We start from the raw sequence: 15885 nt of genomic DNA on the forward strand, positions 1-15885 counted from the left end.
TTGTTCGCCGCCGGCGCGCATTCGGATTGCGCCGCCCGCCGCTACGGTCGAGCCATGACGGTGACGGTGAGACCAGCGACCATCGCGGATGCGCGCGCGATCGCGACGGTGCGGGTGCGCTCGTGGCGCGCGGCTTACGAAGGCCTCATCGACCAGGCGGTCCTGGATCGCATGGACATCGACCGCGAGGCCGCACGCCGCGCCGAACTGTGGGAGGAATACCACGCGGACCCGCGCGGCGGCGATCTCGTCGCCGAGGGAGAGGGCGCCGTGGTCGGCTGGGCGGCGTACGGAAGATCCCTCGATGACGATCTGCTGGCGAACGGCCAGCTCTACGCGATCTACGCCCTGCCGGAGGAGTGGTCGTCGGGCATCGGGCACGCACTGCTGACGGATGCCGAGCGACGGTTGGCCGAGGCGGGCTTCGATCTCGCGCACCTCTGGGTACTCGACGGGAACACGCGGGCGGCATCCTTCTACGAGAGACACGGCTGGCGGGAGGACGGCGCGGAAAAACACGACGACAGACTGATCGGCGGGGCGAATCCGCAGACGCTGCACGAGCGCCGACGCGTGAAGCGGCTCCGGTAGGACCTTCGACCCTGAGCGACGCATTCCGCGCCTTGAATAATCGGGGGCATGTCGATGCCCCGCGCCGGATACAGTGCGATCTCCAGCTACTCGCGCGTCGAGATCCTCGCACTCGTCCAGGCCCGCCCCGAGCGTACGATCGCCGAGCTCGCCGAGCTCACGAGACTTCATCCGAACACGGTGCGCGAGCATCTGCAGCGACTCATCGAGGCGGGTCATGTCCTGCCGAGCATCGAACACCGCACGCGGCGCGGGCGCCCGCGCACGCTGTACTCCGCCGCGACCGGTACGGGTCGCGCCTCCAGCCCGATCGCCCGCCGCAAGGTGAAGGAGGCCGCCGATCGCGGTGACGTCATGCGCCGGGTGATGCCCTGGACCGGACGCGGTGTCGCCCGGCTCGGAGAGGCCGCCACCCACCAGCTGGACGCGATCGTCGAGCACCTCGCCGAATCCGGATTCGATCCCGCGGTCGACGAGGAGAGGCTCACGATCGAGCTGTCACCGTGTCCGCACGCCGCGAGCCAGGCCGACCATCGCGAGACGCTCTGCGCGGTGCACCTGGGACTCATGCAAGCCGTGCTTACCGAAGCGGGGGGTCCCCTCCAGGCCGGCTGCATCCGCACGTCGGTGCGCCCCACCGATTGCACCGTCGAACTCGTGCGCTCATGAGCGCGTCGGCCGGGGATTCCGCTGAGCGCGGGTCGTTCGACGTCGAGGTATTTTGCACGGTTTCGACATCGCCTGGGCACGCCCGGTCTGTGTACCGTGACCAGTGTCGCCGCAGCACTCGCCTACTGATGCGGACCTGAAGGGGAATCCATGGACCTGTTCGATCCACTGCTTCTCGCGCGCTGGCAGTTCGGTCTGACGACGCTCTACCACTTCCTGTTCGTGCCGCTCACGCTCGGGATGGCACTGACCGTCGCGATCTTCCAGAGTGCGTGGTACCGCACCGGCAACCTCAAGTGGCTGCACCTCACGCGCTTCTTCGGCAAGATCTTCCTGATCAACTTCGCGATGGGCGTCGTGACCGGAATCGTGCAGGAGTTCCAGTTCGGAATGAACTGGTCGTCCTACTCCCGCTTCGTCGGCGACGTCTTCGGCGCACCGCTGGCGTTCGAGGGGCTGATGGCGTTCTTCTTCGAAGCCACCTTCATCGGGCTCTGGATCTTCGGGTGGGACAAGCTGCCCAAGGGCCTGCACCTCGCGAGCATCTGGATCGCGACGATCGGCGCCTGGTTCTCGGCATACTTCATCCTCGCCGCGAACGCCTTCATGCAGAACCCGGTCGGCTACCAGATGTCGCAGGACGGCGGCCGCGCGGAGATGAACGACTTCTTCGCCGTTCTGACCAACCCCGTCGCCCTCGCCGCACTGCCGCACACCCTGTTCGCGGCGTTCATGATGACCGCGGGCGTCATCATCTCCATCTCCGCCTGGCACCTGGTGCGCAAGCAGAACGTCGAGATGATGCGGACCTCGCTCAAGTACGGCCTGTGGGGCATGATCATCGCGTTCGCCGGCGTCGCGCTCTCGGGCGACCAGCTGAGCCTCGTGATGGTGCAGACGCAGCCGATGAAGATGGCCGCGGCCGAGGCCATGTTCGACAGCGCGTGCGGCGCGGACGCGTCGTTCTCGATCTTCACGCTCGGCACGCCCGACGGGACGAGCGAGCTCTTCTCGATCCGCGTGCCCTACCTTCTCGCCCTGCTGTCCACCCACTCGCTGGACGGCTGCGTCGAGGGCATCAACGACCTGAACGCGATGTACACCACCGAGATGTTCCCGCAGTTCGCCGACCAGGTCGACGGCAACTTCGCCCCGGTCCTCTGGGTCACGTACTGGGCGTTCCGCTGGATGATCGGTCTCGGCGGCGTCGCTGCGCTCACCGCGGTGGTGGGGCTGTGGCTCACCCGCAAGAGCGCGAAGCGCCCGGTCCCGACCTGGGCGTGGCGCCTCGCGATCTGGGCGTGGCCGGCATCCCTGTTCGCGATCCTCGTGGGCTGGGTGTTCACCGAGATGGGCCGCCAGCCGTGGATCGTGTTCGGGCTCATGCTCACCGAGGACGGCGTCTCGCCGAGCGTGCCCGGCTGGAGCGTACTGATCTCGCTCGTGGCGTTCACCCTGATCTACGCGATCCTCGCCGTGGTCGAAGTCGGCCTGATCCTGAAGACCGCACAGAAGGGTCCCGAGCCGCTGCCGGGGCCGGACGACCCGCCCCCCGCCGAGACGGCGCTCGAAGACACCCCCACGACGGTCTACTAGGAGAGCGCCATGGATCTCGCATACATCTGGTTCTTCATCGTCGGATTCCTGTTCGTCGGCTACTTCGTCCTGGACGGCTTCGACTTCGGCGTCGGCATGTCGCTGCCGTTCCTCGGCAAGAACGACATCAGCCGCAGGCAGATCATCAACACGATCGGCCCCGTCTGGGATCTCAACGAGACGTGGGTCATCGTCGCCGGCGCGTGCCTGTTCGCGGCCTTCCCGGAGTGGTACGCCACCTTGTTCAGCGGCTTCTACCTCGCCCTCCTGCTGATCCTGCTGGCGCTCATCGCCCGCGGCGTCTCGTTCGAGTACCGACACCAGCGGGAGGGCCTGAAGTGGAAGAAGGCCTTCGACACGATGATCATCGTGGGCTCCGCCGTGCCGGCGCTGCTGTGGGGAGTCGCGGTCGCCAACATCGTGCAGGGTGTGCCGCTGGATGCCGATCACGAGTTCATCGGATCCTTCCTGACCTTGCTCAACCCGTACGGTCTTCTCGGTGGACTGACCACTCTCCTGCTGTTCTTCACGCACGGCGTGTACTTCGTGGCGCTGAAGACCGACGGTCAGGTGCACCAGGACGCGCGACGCCTCGCCCGCCGCTCGGGTCTGCTCACGGTCGTCGTCGCCGCCGCCTTCCTGATCTGGACGATCTTCATCGCCGCAGGCCGGGGCGCGCCGCTGACGGAGTTCGCGATCGCGTGCGCCGCGATCGCCGCGGTGACGCTCGTCATGTCGCTCGTGTTCAACATGCGCGACCGCGAGGGGTGGGCGTTCGGCTTCGGGGCCGCCACGATCGTCACGGCGGTCCTGACGCTGTGGTTCACGCTCTTTCCGTACGTCATGCCGGCCTCGAACGACATCGCGAACAGCCTGACGATCGAGAACGCCTCGAGCACCGACTACACGCTGACGATCATGACGTGGGCGGCGGTCATCTTCCTGCCTCTCGTGCTCGCGTACCAGGCGTGGACGTACTGGGTGTTCCGCAAGCGCGTCACCCGGTCGCGCATCGAGAAGGCGGCGGTCACGACCCACTGAGCGGGGGCGCGACCCACCCCCGCTAGGGTCGAAGCGTTGTGATGAGCCAGAGCACGATGGACGCGCCCGCGCGCGAACGCACGCGCCCCGTCGACCCGCGACTGCTGCGCTACGCGCGCGCGTCCCGCGCCTTCTTCGTCCTGATCGCGCTCCTCGGCGCTGCGCAGACGCTCGTGATCATCGCGATCGCGTGGCTGCTCACGCGGGCGATCACCGGCGTGATCGACGGGATGCCGACGCCCGAGCTCATGGGGACGCTCGGGTGGCTGGTCGCCGCGGTCGTCGCGCGGGCCGCACTGCTGTGGCTGCGCGACGCGGCGAGCGCGCGCGCGTCCGCCCGGGTGCAGACGCAGCTGAGGGCGGCGCTCACCGACGCCGTCGGGCGCCTCGGCCCCGGATGGCTCTCCACCCGCAATTCGGCACAGCTCGCGGTGACGGCCGGGCGCGGGCTGGAAGCGCTCGACGCGTACTTCGGTCGCTACCTCCCGCAGCTCGTCCTCACGGTGATCGCGACGCCGGTGATCCTCGCGGTGATGTGGTGGGCGGACTGGATCAGCGGCCTGACGGTCCTGCTCACCCTCCCCCTGATCCCGATCTTCATGGTGCTGATCGGCCTCGCGACGCGCAGCGTCCAGAAGCGCCAGTGGGCGACGCTGAAGCACCTCGCCGCCCGGTTCTCGGACACCGTGCAGGGGCTCAGCACCCTGAAGGTGTTCGGCCGGCAGCACCGGGCTGCGGCATCCATCGAACGCGTGACGGACGACTATCGTCGCGAGACGATGCGGGTGCTGCGGATCTCGTTCGTGTCGGGTTTCGCGCTCGAGTTCCTGGCGAGCATCGCGGTCGCGATCGTCGCGGTCTCGATCGGCTTCCGGCTGCTCGACGGCGCTCTCACCTTGGCGGTCGGACTCTTCGTCCTGCTGCTTGCCCCGGAGGCGTATCTGCCGCTGCGTCAGGTGGGCGTGCAGTTCCACGCCGCGGCCGAGGGGGTCGCCGCGACCGATGACGTGTTCGCCGTCCTGGACGCCGCGCAAGCGCTCCCGCCGAGTGTCCACGACACGCCGCGTCCCTCGGGCGACGCACGGCGCGTTCTGGACACTCGACCGACGAGACCGCTGGTCGTGCGGGGGTTGCGCGTTCGGTACGGCGAGCGGATGCTGCCACCGGTCGACCTGGACGTGCGTCCGGGAACCGTGACCGTGCTGGAGGGGCCGAGCGGATCGGGCAAGACCAGCGTGTTCGCGGCACTCCGCGGCGCTGCGGAGTGGACCGGGACCGCGACCTACGGCGAGGCGGACATCGCGGGGCTCGCCCCGTCGGAGTGGCTCGCCTGGGCGGGTCAGCAGCCGGGCCTCATCACGGGCTCGATCGCCGAGAACATCGCGCTGGGGGATCCCGCTCCGGACGCCGATCGGGTGCTGCGCGCTCTCGACCTGGCCGCGGCCGACGACCTCCCGCCCGACCTCGTGCTCGGCGTGCAGGGCGCGGGCCTGTCCGGCGGGCAGGCGCAGCGCGTCGCGGTCGCGCGCGCCTTGTATCGGCACCTTTGTGGCAGGGCCGGCGTGATCGCCCTCGACGAACCGAGCGCCGCCCTGGATGCGCAGACCGAGGAGCGCGTGTGGCGATCGCTCCGAGAGCTCGCGGACGACGGCGCGGCGGTGCTCCTCATCTCCCACCGGAGGACGGCCCACGCGATCGCCGATGACGTCGTCGTGCTCGAGGGACAGGAGGCGAGCCGATGACCCGGATCGACGGGCGCGAGCGCGTCGGAGACGGACGCGCCGCATCCGCGTCGGCCGTCCTCCGCGGCGCGATGCCGCCCCCTCGTCGCTTCTGGCCGGCGGCCGCGTCGGGACTCCTGTCCGAGGCGTCAGCCGTCGCGCTCCTCGCGGTGAGCGCCTGGCTCATCGTCCGGGCGAGCGAACAGCCCCTGCTGCTGTACTTGTCGGCGGCGGTCGTCGGTGTGCGGCTCTTCGCCCTGACGCGCGCGACGTTCCGCTACCTGGAACGTCTCGCCGGGCACGACGCCGCGCTCCGTCAACTGGCGGAGACGCGGTCCACGCTCGTCCGTCGGCTGATCCCGCTCTCCCCCGACGGACTCGGCACGACGCGCCGCGGCTCGGTGCTCGGCGCGCTCGTCGACGATGTCGACGAGCTGCAGAACCTGCCCCTGCGGGTCGTGCAGCCCCTCGTCGCCTCGGCACTCGTGGCCGCGGCATCCGTCGTCTTCATGGCCTTCATCTCCTGGCCCGCTGCCCTCACGCTGCTCGCGTGCCTCATCGCCGCCGGACTCGTCTCGACGCTGTGGGGGTGGGCGGCCGGCGCCCGCGCGGAACGCGCGCTCGCGCCGCTGCGGGCGCGGCTCGCGGATGCCGTGCTCGACCACCTCGGCAGCCTCGACGTCCTGATCGCGTTCGCAGCGGAGGAGGCTGCGCGCGAGCGCATCCGCGCCGCGGACGCCGCCTTGCGCGCCGCCCTCGTGCGACGGACCCTGGCGCAGGCGGGGACGACCGCGCTCGTCTCGCTCCTGGCGGGCCTCGCCTCCGTCGCCGCGCTGCTCGCGACCGCCCCGCTGTTCACCGCCGGCGACCTCACGGCGCCGGCACTCGCGATCGCCGTCCTGGTGCCCATGGCCGTCTTCGACGTGTTCGGCTCGGTGCCGCTCGCGGCGTCTGCCTGGCGACAGGTGCGCGGGAGCGCGCAGCGCATCGCCGACGCCGTCCCCGCAGATGTGCCCGACGGCCTCGTCCGCGAGACGGCGACGCCGACCGGTGTCGCCCCGGCGCTCGGCGAGGGCGTGCGGCTGCGCGCAGTGTCGGCGCGCTGGCCCGGCGCCTCGGACGATTCCCTGCACCACGTCGATCTCGACATCCGGCCCGGCGAGCGGGTGCTCGTCGTGGGATCGAGCGGTTCGGGCAAGACGACACTCGCGCACGTGCTCGTGCGGTTCCTCGACGCGCGGGGATCATTCACGATCGGCGGCGTGCCCGTGGCCGACCTGGTGCCCGACGATGTCCGGCTCACGATCGGACTGTGCGAGCAGCGGCCGATGCTGTTCGACGAGGACATCCGCCAGAATCTCCTGTTCGCACGGGACACGGCGACGGATGCCGACCTCCTGGCCGTGCTCGAGAGGGTGGGGCTGGGCGGATGGGTGCGCGAGCGCGGCGGGCTGGATGCACGGGTCGGCGAACGCGGTGCGCTCGTTTCCGGCGGTCAGGCGCAGCGTCTCGCGCTCGCCCGCGCACTGCTGCGGGGTTTCCCCGTGCTCGTGCTAGACGAGCCGACCGCGGGCGTCGACCCTGCCGCCTCCGATGCCCTGCTGACCGACCTCCTTTCGGCCGTCGGTGAGGATCAGGCCGTCGTGCTCATCTCGCACGTGGAGGTGCCGGCCGGAATGATCGACCGCGAGGTGCGCCTCGTGCGAGGGCGGGTCGTCCCGGCCTGACGGTCAGGCCGGCTGCTTCTCGCGCTCCGCGGCTCCGGCATCCGCCTTCGCCTCTTCGTCGGCGGCGACGGCCGCGGCGGTGATCCGCGCCGCCATGCCGGCGAAGATGAAGCCGTGGAACGGCAGCACGGCGAACCAGTACAGGCGCCCGGCGAGTCCTTTCGGGAAGAAGACCGCGCGCTGGTCGTAGCGCGAGCCCTCGCCTTCGGGCGCGACGCGCATCTCGAGCCAGGCGAGTCCGGGAACCTTCATCTCGGCGCGAAGCCGCAGCAGCGCGCCGGGCTCGATCGCCTCGACCCGCCAGAAGTCGACCGCATCGCCGACGACCAGTCGGTCGCGGTGACGACGCCCCCGACGCAGCCCCACACCGCCGACGAGCTTGTCCATCCACCCGCGGATCGCCCACAGGAAGGGGTTCGAGTACCACCCGCGTTCACCGCCGATGCCCTGCACGACGCGCCACAGCGCCTCCGGTGAGGCGGGCGTGGCGAGGGTGCGCTTGTCGGTGAACACCGTCTTGCCCGCCCAGTCCGGATCGTTCGGCAGGGGGTCGCTCGGAACCCCGAGCACTTCGCCGTCCTGCCAGCTCGTCTCGATCGCGTCGAGCTCCACCTTGCCGAGCGCGAGGGCGACCGCCCGCCGGTACGGAGTCAGACCGCCTTCGGGCTGCGGGATCAGCGCGTCCACGTCGCGGTTCTTCACGATGCACTCGTTCTGCAGCGACTCCACGAGCGGCATCGCGACGCGCCGCGGAATGGGAGTGACGAGGTTGACCCAGTGCGAGGCCAGACGCGGGGTGAGCACCGGCAGCGCGGCAATGCCGCGCTGCTTCAGGCCCGCCTCGACCGCATAGCCGTTCATCATCTGCCCGTAGCGCAGGACGTCGGGCCCGCCGATGTCGACGGCGGTGTTGACGTCGGGGTCGACGCGTGCCGCGCCCAGGAGGTAGTGCAGCACGTCGCGGACGGCGATCGGCTGGATGCGGTTGCGCACCCACTTGGGGGCCGGCATGTAGGGCAGCACCTCCGTGAGATGGCGCACCATCTCGAACGACGCGGAGCCCGAGCCGATCACGACGCCGGCCTGCAGGACGAGCGTCGGAACGCCGCTGTCGATGAGGATCTGCCCGACCTCCACGCGGGATCGGAGGTGCGCCGACAGCTCGGTGTTCTCCGGATGCAGTCCCCCGAGGTACACGATCCGCTGCACTCCCGCCGCCGCCGCGGCCGTCGCGACGGTCGTGGCGGCCTCGCGATCCGCGCTCTCGAAGCCCTTGCCCGCGCCCATCGAATGGACCAGGTAGTAGAGCACGTCGACGTCGCGGACGGCGTCCGCCATCGCCGCCGGATCGGCCGCGTCGCCCTCCGTGACCTCGACGTTGCTCCCCCAGTCGAAGGCGGCGACCCGTGCGGCGTCGCGCGCGAGGACCCGCACGCGGTATCCCGCGTTCAGCAGACGGGGCACGAGGCGTCCGCCGAGGTATCCCGTGGCGCCGAGCACGAGCGCGCGGGGAGCGGTGCCGTCCTCTCGCGGCACGGCGCGCAGAGCCTCTTCTCGACCGGTGGGCGCAGTCAGATCGTCCATGCCCGAAAGGCTATGCCCCCGCGGAGGGCGCTCGGCGCGTGGCGGGCAGATCCATCGCGAACGCCTGAACGCCGTCGTGGGACGGGATCGGGTCGAAACCCACGCGCGGATAGAACGCGAGCGCGCCGGCGTTGTCGGCCGAGGCGACCAGGTGCAGACCCCGCACGCCGCGCGCCCGCAGAGCGGCGACGACGGTCTCGATCAGCCGCCTCCCCCACCCCTGTCCCTGCAGCTCCGGAAGGAGATCGATGTGCAGGTGAGCGGGATATCGAGCGGCATAGGGCTCCACGCCCGGCGCCCGCGAGTAGGCGTAGATCAGCGTGCCGTCCTGGCGCGAGCGCTCGCACTCCGGCTTCGGCCACAACGCTCCATGTTCGGGCCACCATTCGTCACGGAACCACGCCTCGAAGGCATCGGTGTCGTCCGTCGCGACCGCATAGCCCGCGACGCGCCCGTCGTCCGTCTCGACGACGAACGCGAGATCGGGATGCCGCGCGACGTACGGCAGCACGAAGATCTGGGCCCAGATGCGGTCGTCCGCGAAGATCCCGGTCCCGTCGGCTCCGGCATCCGCGGTCTTCAGGCAGATCTCGGCGAGTGCGGGTTCGTCGCCGGGTCGGAAGGGGCGGATGCGTGGCACCGCACCAGCCTACGAGCGGTCGCTCTCCGTCTCCCGGTTCACTCCAGCCGCCCATACCGGATGTGGGTCGCCAACGGCGAGTGCAGCACCTCGACGGGTTCGAAGCCGAAGACATCCAGGTCGGAGAAGATCCGTTCGCCGGATCCCAGGACGACCGGTGCGATATCGATCGTCAGCTCATCGACGACGTCGGCCGCGAGCGCCTGGCGGACGGTGGACGCCCCGCCGGCGATGTCCACGCCGCGTTCACCGGAGACCTCGACGGCGCGCTCATACGCCGCGTCGAACCCGTCGGTCACGAAATGGAACGTCGTGCCGCCCGCCATCTCGATCGGCTCCCGGGCGAAGTGGGTGAGGACGAACACGGGCGCGTGATAGGGGGGCTCCGGACCCCACCACCCCCGCCAGTCCTCGTCCCACGCTCCGCGGATCGGCCCGAACATGTTGCGGCCCATCACGTACGCTCCGCGCGGACGACCGAGCCAGCCGGACGCGGTCGCGTCGGCCTCGGTCACGCGCGGGTCCCCGAGGTGCCAGCGATGCACCGCCAGCCCGCCGACTCCGAGCGGATCGTCTCGGCTCTGCGCAGGACCCGCGACGAACCCGTCGATGGACATGGACATGTGGCAGGTCGTGTGCGCCATGTGCGATCTCCGTTCTGTGCGTCAGCGTCTGCCGGTCCCGAACATGCCGCGGATCACGCCGTTCAGGATCGTCTGGGTCGACTTGGACCCCAGGATCTGCTCGAGCGGCGACTTCTGCGCCGCGCGCGGCGTCCGGGTCGTCCCGGAGGTCTTCTTCAGCAGCCGGTCGTATTCGGCTTGGCGCGCCTTGGCTTCCTTGTCGGCCTGCTTCTGGATCGCCGCCTGCTGCTTCGCGTACTCGGCATCCGCCTTCGCCTTGGCCAGCGCCGCCTCCTGCGCCGCCGCGGCGTCGTTCGCCGCGTTCATCCGTGCGGTCAGGATCTCGCGGGCGGACTCCCGATCGATCGGGGTGCCGTATTTCGGCAGCAGAGGGGATGCCGCCACGGCGGCGTCGATCGCGGCGTCCGGCGTCGGCGACATCAGTCCCTGCGGGGCGCGCAGACGTGTCCAGGCGACGGGAGTGGGCGCGCCCTTCTCGCTCATGACGGTCACGATCGCCTCACCGGTTCCGAGTTCCTGCAGGACGCGCTCGAGGTCGTAGCCCGACCGGGGGTACGTGCCCACCGTGGCGCGGAGCGCCTTCGCATCGTCGGGGGTGAATGCGCGCAGCGCGTGCTGGACGCGTGAGCCCAGTTGCGCCAGCACGTCGGACGGGACATCCTTCGGGGTCTGCGTCACGAAGAAGACGCCGACGCCCTTCGAGCGGATGAGGCGGACGGTCTGGACGATCGCGGCGGTGAAGTCCTTGGAGGCGTCCCGGAAGAGCAGGTGCGCCTCGTCGAAGAAGAACACGAGCTTCGGCTTGTCCAGGTCGCCGACTTCGGGGAGCAGCTCGAACAGCTCGGCGAGAAGGTACATCAGGAACGTCGAGAACAGCGCCGGCTTGTCGGCGACGCCGGGCACCTCCAGGAGGCTCACGATGCCACGCCCGTCCGGCGCCGTGCGCAGGAACTCGCGCACGTCGAACTCGGGCTCGCCGAAGAAGACGTCGGCGCCTCCGTCGGCGAACGTGATGAGCTCGCGCAGGATCACGCCCGCGGTCGCGGCGGAAAGACCGCCGAGGTTCTTCAGCTCCGCTTTACCCTCGGCGCTGGTGAGGTAGGTCAGCACCGCCCGCAGGTCGGACAGGTCGACGAGGGCGAGACCGTTCGCATCGGCGTAATGGAACACGAGCCCGAGGCTCGACTCCTGTGTGGCATTCAGCCCCAGGACCTTGCTCAGCAGCAGCGGACCGAATCCCGACACGGTCGCGCGGACCGGCACGCCTTTGCCGACACCGCCGAGGGCGTAGTACTCCGTGACGGATGCCGCGGGCGACCAGTCCTGCCCGATCGCCATGGTGCGCGCGAGCAGCTTCTCGCTGGACTCGCCCGGTGTCGCGACCCCGGAGAGGTCGCCTTTGATGTCGGCGGCGAAAACCGGGACGCCCTTGGCCGCAAGCTGCTCGGCGAGCCCTTGGAGGGTGCGGGTCTTGCCGGTCCCGGTGGCTCCCGCGACGAGGCCGTGACGGTTCATCATGCCGAGCGGGATGCGGATCTGCGCATCGGGAACGGCATCCCCGTTCATGAGCGCGCCGAGGTCGAGGGTCTCCGCCGCGAAGGTGTACCCCGTGATCACGGTCTGCACCTGCTCGGGGCTCAGCGGCCCGGCGAGCGCTGCCTGCGGTGCAGCCTCCGCCGCGGGTGTCGACGGCAACTCCGCGGGGGCCGGCGGGACGTCCGCTGCGGGCGCGGCTTGCTCCGGGGACGTCGATGTCGCCTGCCCCGCCGGTGCGGCCGCCGCCCTCGCGGCCGCGGCTTCGGCGGCCGCGAGCGCTGCCCGGGCCTGCGCCGCCTTCAGCTGCGCTTCGGCCGCCTCGGCCTCTGCGCGAAGCCTCGCGAGCTCCGCTTCGGCGGCGGCGACGGACGGATCGACGGGCTCGGCGGCACTCATGCGCACAGCCTACTGAGGCGGCGCGGGGGCGGACTCGACCGTCTTCTGCCTGCTCGGCCGCTCCTGGATCAGCTTCGGCGCGAAGATCCCGGCGACGATGAGGACGACGCCGATCCCGATGAGCGCGCCGCCGATGGTGTCGGTCAGCCAGTGGGCGTGCAGCACCGTGCGGCTGAGCGCCATGAGGAGGATGTACGCGACCCCGACGAGCGCGATCACGAGCCGCGGAAACAGGATGAAGGCGGCGGTCGCGAGCGTCGCCGCGTTCGCAACGTGACCGGACGGAAAGGATCCGAAGTCCGAGATGACGATGATCTCCTCGGGACGCGCGCGGCCGAACACGTGCTTGAGCACCTGGACGACGCCCGCCGCGGCGACCTCGGCGACGATGAAGAACGCGGCGGACCACGGCCGCTTCAGCAGCAGCAGTGCCACGGTCGCCACGATCGGGACGGCGAAGACGCCGAACCACCCGGCGCCGATGAAGTTCATGACGTACGAGAAGGTGTCCAGGAACGGCACGTCGTTGGCGGCGAGGATCCCGTTCCACCACACGTCGACGTCGAACGTCTCGGTGCGGAAATAGATCAGGGTGCCCAGGCCCGCGGCCGCGAGCAGCAGCAGCGCCCCCACCCCGAAGAGCAGCGGCCGATTCAGATTCTCCGCGCGCGCGCTGTCAACCGTCGTCATCCGCCCATTCTGGCCGGTATCTCCGCAGAAATCGCGGGCCGCGGCGCGCGGTCACGACCGTGTATGCTCCCGACGCTCCCGCTGATTCCGGTCGCCGGCGGGGCGTCGTCTCCGTCAGGGAGTGAGCATCGCGACCGTACGCGGCCGCACGATCGTCCACAGGGCGATCACGCCGATCACGGCGCACCCGAACATGACCGCCGCCATCGTGGTCGCCGTGATGCCCGCATCGCGCGAGATCCAGCCGACCACGGGCGAGATGACGCCCGCGATGCCGAAGTTCGTCGCTCCGATGAGCGACGCGGCCGTACCGGCCGCCTTGCCGTGGCGGTCGAGGGCGAGCACCTGCACGCACGGGAACGTGAAGCCGCACGCCGTCATGAAGAAGAACAGCGGGATCACCGTTCCCCAGAGGCCGAAGCCCAACTGGTCGAAGACGATGATCGCGGCCGCGGAGACGACGAGCACGCCGGTGGAGTACGCCATCACCCACTGGGGTCCGAAGCGCGCGGCGAGCCGGGAGGCGAACTGCACGCCGGTGACGACGCCGAGCGAGTTCGCGGCGAACAGCAGTCCGTACTGCTGAGCGTCGAAGCCGAACGACTGCTGGAAGAGGAACGAGGATGCCGAGAGGTAGGAGAACAGACCGCTGAACGTCATCGCCCCGATCACGAGCGTGCCGATGAAGACGCGGTCGCGGAGCACGCTCTGGTAGCGCTGCAGCACGGTCGTGCTGCCCTTGTCGCTGCGCCGGGCCTTGGGCAGGGTCTCCGGGATCACGAAGATGGCGCAGGCCAGCAGGACGGCTCCGTAGATTCCGAGCACGACGAAGATGCCGCGCCACGGCATGACGGCCAGGAGCGCCGATCCGACCAGCGGCGCGGCGACCGGCGCGACGCCCGAGACGAGCGCGAGGCGCGACAGCATGACCACGAGGCGCTTTCCGCCGAACAGGTCACGGACGATCGCCATCGCGACGACGCCGCCCGCGGCCGCGCCCATTCCCATGCCGACGCGCGCCACCATGAGGAGCTCGATGGACGGGGCCAGTGCGGCCGCCGTGCTCGCCACGACGTGCAGAGCCGTCACCACGAGGAGCGGAACGCGGCGACCCACCTTGTCGCTGAGCGGTCCGACGATGAGCTGGCCCAGTGCGAAGCCGACCATCGTCCCGGTGAGCGTGAGCTGGATCACGGCGGCGGTGGTCTGGAAGTCCTCTTCCAGCACCGGGAAGGCCGGCAGATACAGGTCGATCGTGAACGGCCCCAGCGCCGTGAGGGCGCCGAGAAGCACGATGTACAGCACCCGGCGGCGGTGCGTGATGGCATCCCCGGGATGCAGCATGATCGGCGCCGTCGCGGGGTTGCTCCCGAGCGTGCGGATCGCACCGGTCGTGCGGGGGACGTGCGGCTTCTGGGTGGGCGTGGATGCGGTATCGAGCACAGGGATTCGTTTCGTGGCAGCGCGGGTGACGGGGGGGGGTGCCGGAGGTGCGGCGGGAATCGCGACAGAGCGTCGTCGAATCGATTCGAACTCCCATGATAGCGGACACAGGCCCCTTCCTCACAGCCCTCTCTCGTATGCGCTCGCATAGGATGTGTCTACCTTCCGAGCCGCCTTCAGGGCGCCCGAGCCGAGATCAGATCCATGACCCCGACACCCCCGCGCCCCGCCGACAAGAAGACCAGCGGCAACCCCGCGACCCAGGCCCAGATCAACCAGACCGTCAAGCAGCAGCGCGAGCAGAAGCGCCAGGAGAAGCTGGTCGAGTACCAGAAGCAGCTCGCGAAGCGCCGGCGCGGCAAGGTGGTCTGGTGGACCGTCGGCTCGGTGGTCGCCGTCGGCGTGATCGCCGCGATCATCGCGTCGATCGTGTTCGCTCCGGCGCAGGCGCCGACGCTGCAGCCGGGCGACGGCGACGGATCGTCGATCCAGGGTGTGGAGACGTTCGAGAACACCGCCAACCACGTCGAGGGCTCCGTCGACTACGCGCAGAGCCCGCCGACCGGTGGAGACCACAACGCGATCTGGCTCAACTGCGGCATCTACGACCAGCCCGTGCCGAACGAGAACGCGGTGCACTCGCTCGAGCACGGCGCGGTGTGGATCACGTACGACGCCGAGCAGGTCGCCGGCGCCGAACTCGACGCCCTGAAGGCCCAACTGCCCTCCTCCTACATCGTGCTCTCGCCGTACGAGGGCCTGGATTCCCCCATCGTGATGAGCGCATGGAACGCCCAGCTGAAGCTCGACTCCGCCGATGACGCACGCGTGTCCGAATTCCTTTCGGCCTACTGGCGCAGCCAGAACGCCCCGGAGCCCAACGCCTCCTGCTCGGGTGCACTGAACGCCCCCGGCAAGCAGTAGCGCATGACGTCCGAGGACGCCCCCCGCTCGTCGCTGCCGCGCTGGCTCGCGATCGTGCTGGCGTGTCTCGCGATCGGCGGTCTCGCTTTCGCGGTCGGTCGCTTCTCGACGTTCGGCTCCGTGCCGGCGACCCCGGGCACGGCATCCGCTGATGCGGGCTTCGCGCGCGACATGCAGGTGCACCACGCACAGGCGATCGCGATGGCGATGGAGATCTACCGCAAGACCGAGGACGACGAGCTGCGCGTGCTCTCGTACGACATCGCGACCGGGCAAGCCGGGCAGCGCGGCGAGATGTACGACTGGCTCGTCCAGTGGGGGCTGCCGCAATCCGGCGGCCCCATGATGGCGTGGATGAGCGGGGCTCCCGGCGGTCACGAGCACGGCGGTGGCGGATCCGCCCTCAGCGACGACGAGGCGCGGGCCGCGATGGGCATGGCGACGGATGCCGAGCTCGACGCCCTCGCGGCGGCGACCGGCTCCGAGGCGGACTGCCTGTTCCTCGAGCTCATGATCCGCCACCACGAGGGAGCGATCCCGATGGCGCAGGCGGCGATCGACCTGGGCTCGGTCGAGCGCGTGCGTCAGGTCGCCGAGGCGATGCGCGCCGGCCAGACGGCCGAGATCGACGCGATGACCGCGATGCAGGCGCGCTTGGGGTGCACCGCCTCGCTACAGTGATC

14 protein-coding genes are annotated in these 15885 nt (G+C 70.1%); 8 read left to right on the forward strand and 6 right to left on the reverse strand.

What is annotated here, in order from left to right; all coding sequences use genetic code 11:
* Nucleotides 1–54 precede the first annotated feature (54 nt).
* The 6 genes from ABD197_RS13460 (at nt 55) to cydC (ending at nt 7345) form a co-directional block, all read left to right on the forward strand.
* Nucleotides 55–591 carry a GNAT family N-acetyltransferase gene (locus ABD197_RS13460; RefSeq protein ID WP_344055361.1) on the forward strand — a complete coding sequence of 179 codons (537 nt, stop codon included), beginning with the start codon at nt 55–57 and terminating at the stop codon, nt 589–591.
* A gap of 48 nt (nt 592–639) precedes the next feature.
* Complete coding sequence (locus ABD197_RS13465; protein ID WP_344055363.1) at nt 640–1260, forward strand: winged helix-turn-helix transcriptional regulator; 621 nt, start codon at nt 640–642, stop codon at nt 1258–1260.
* A gap of 150 nt (nt 1261–1410) precedes the next feature.
* Nucleotides 1411–2856, forward strand: a complete 1446-nt coding sequence (locus ABD197_RS13470; RefSeq protein WP_344055365.1) for a cytochrome ubiquinol oxidase subunit I — start codon at nt 1411–1413, stop codon at nt 2854–2856.
* Between the two features lie 9 nt (nt 2857–2865).
* Nucleotides 2866–3897, forward strand: a complete 1032-nt coding sequence (gene cydB, locus ABD197_RS13475; protein WP_344055367.1) for a cytochrome d ubiquinol oxidase subunit II — start codon at nt 2866–2868, stop codon at nt 3895–3897.
* Between the two features lie 41 nt (nt 3898–3938).
* Nucleotides 3939–5639 (forward strand): thiol reductant ABC exporter subunit CydD, encoded by a 1701-nt coding sequence (cydD, locus tag ABD197_RS13480; protein WP_344055369.1) that lies wholly within the window; start codon nt 3939–3941, stop codon nt 5637–5639.
* Nucleotides 5636–7345, forward strand: coding sequence for a thiol reductant ABC exporter subunit CydC (gene cydC, locus ABD197_RS13485; protein ID WP_344055371.1), 1710 nt, complete (start codon nt 5636–5638; stop codon nt 7343–7345). The genes cydD and cydC overlap by 4 nt, the downstream gene beginning before the upstream one ends.
* Nucleotides 7346–7348: 3 nt before the next feature.
* Here the strand turns inward: cydC and ABD197_RS13490 are convergent, their stop codons facing one another.
* From ABD197_RS13490 to ABD197_RS13515, 6 genes are all read right to left on the reverse strand, one after another.
* A complete protein-coding gene (locus ABD197_RS13490) occupies nt 7349–8929 on the reverse strand; it encodes an SDR family oxidoreductase (protein ID WP_344055373.1) in 1581 nt (526 codons plus the stop codon).
* Nucleotides 8930–8939: 10 nt separating this feature from the next.
* Nucleotides 8940–9569, reverse strand: a complete 630-nt coding sequence (locus ABD197_RS13495; protein ID WP_344055375.1) for a GNAT family N-acetyltransferase — start codon at nt 9567–9569, stop codon at nt 8940–8942.
* Nucleotides 9570–9607: 38 nt separating this feature from the next.
* Nucleotides 9608–10213, reverse strand: coding sequence for a dihydrofolate reductase family protein (locus tag ABD197_RS13500; protein WP_344055377.1), 606 nt, complete (start codon nt 10211–10213; stop codon nt 9608–9610).
* Nucleotides 10214–10234: 21 nt separating this feature from the next.
* Entirely contained in the window at nt 10235–12145 is a 1911-nt protein-coding gene (locus ABD197_RS13505) for a helicase HerA-like domain-containing protein (protein WP_344055379.1), read from the reverse strand.
* A gap of 9 nt (nt 12146–12154) precedes the next feature.
* Nucleotides 12155–12835 carry a phosphatase PAP2 family protein gene (locus ABD197_RS13510; RefSeq protein ID WP_344055381.1) on the reverse strand — a complete coding sequence of 227 codons (681 nt, stop codon included), beginning with the start codon at nt 12833–12835 and terminating at the stop codon, nt 12155–12157.
* Nucleotides 12836–12949: 114 nt separating this feature from the next.
* Complete coding sequence (locus ABD197_RS13515) at nt 12950–14278, reverse strand: multidrug effflux MFS transporter (RefSeq protein WP_425561018.1); 1329 nt, start codon at nt 14276–14278, stop codon at nt 12950–12952.
* 204 nt (nt 14279–14482) lie between these two features.
* On the opposite strand from ABD197_RS13515, the gene ABD197_RS13520 reads away from it, so the two are divergent.
* Together ABD197_RS13520 and ABD197_RS13525 are read left to right on the forward strand one after the other, a co-directional pair.
* Nucleotides 14483–15202: a thioredoxin-like domain-containing protein gene (locus ABD197_RS13520; protein ID WP_344055383.1), complete on the forward strand. Its 720-nt coding sequence runs from the start codon at nt 14483–14485 to the stop codon at nt 15200–15202.
* Nucleotides 15203–15205: 3 nt separating this feature from the next.
* Nucleotides 15206–15883: a DUF305 domain-containing protein gene (locus tag ABD197_RS13525; protein ID WP_344055385.1), complete on the forward strand. Its 678-nt coding sequence runs from the start codon at nt 15206–15208 to the stop codon at nt 15881–15883.
* Nucleotides 15884–15885: the final 2 nt, after the last annotated feature.

This window comes from Microbacterium lacus (assembly GCF_039531105.1).
GTDB lineage: Bacteria > Actinomycetota > Actinomycetes > Actinomycetales > Microbacteriaceae > Microbacterium > Microbacterium lacus.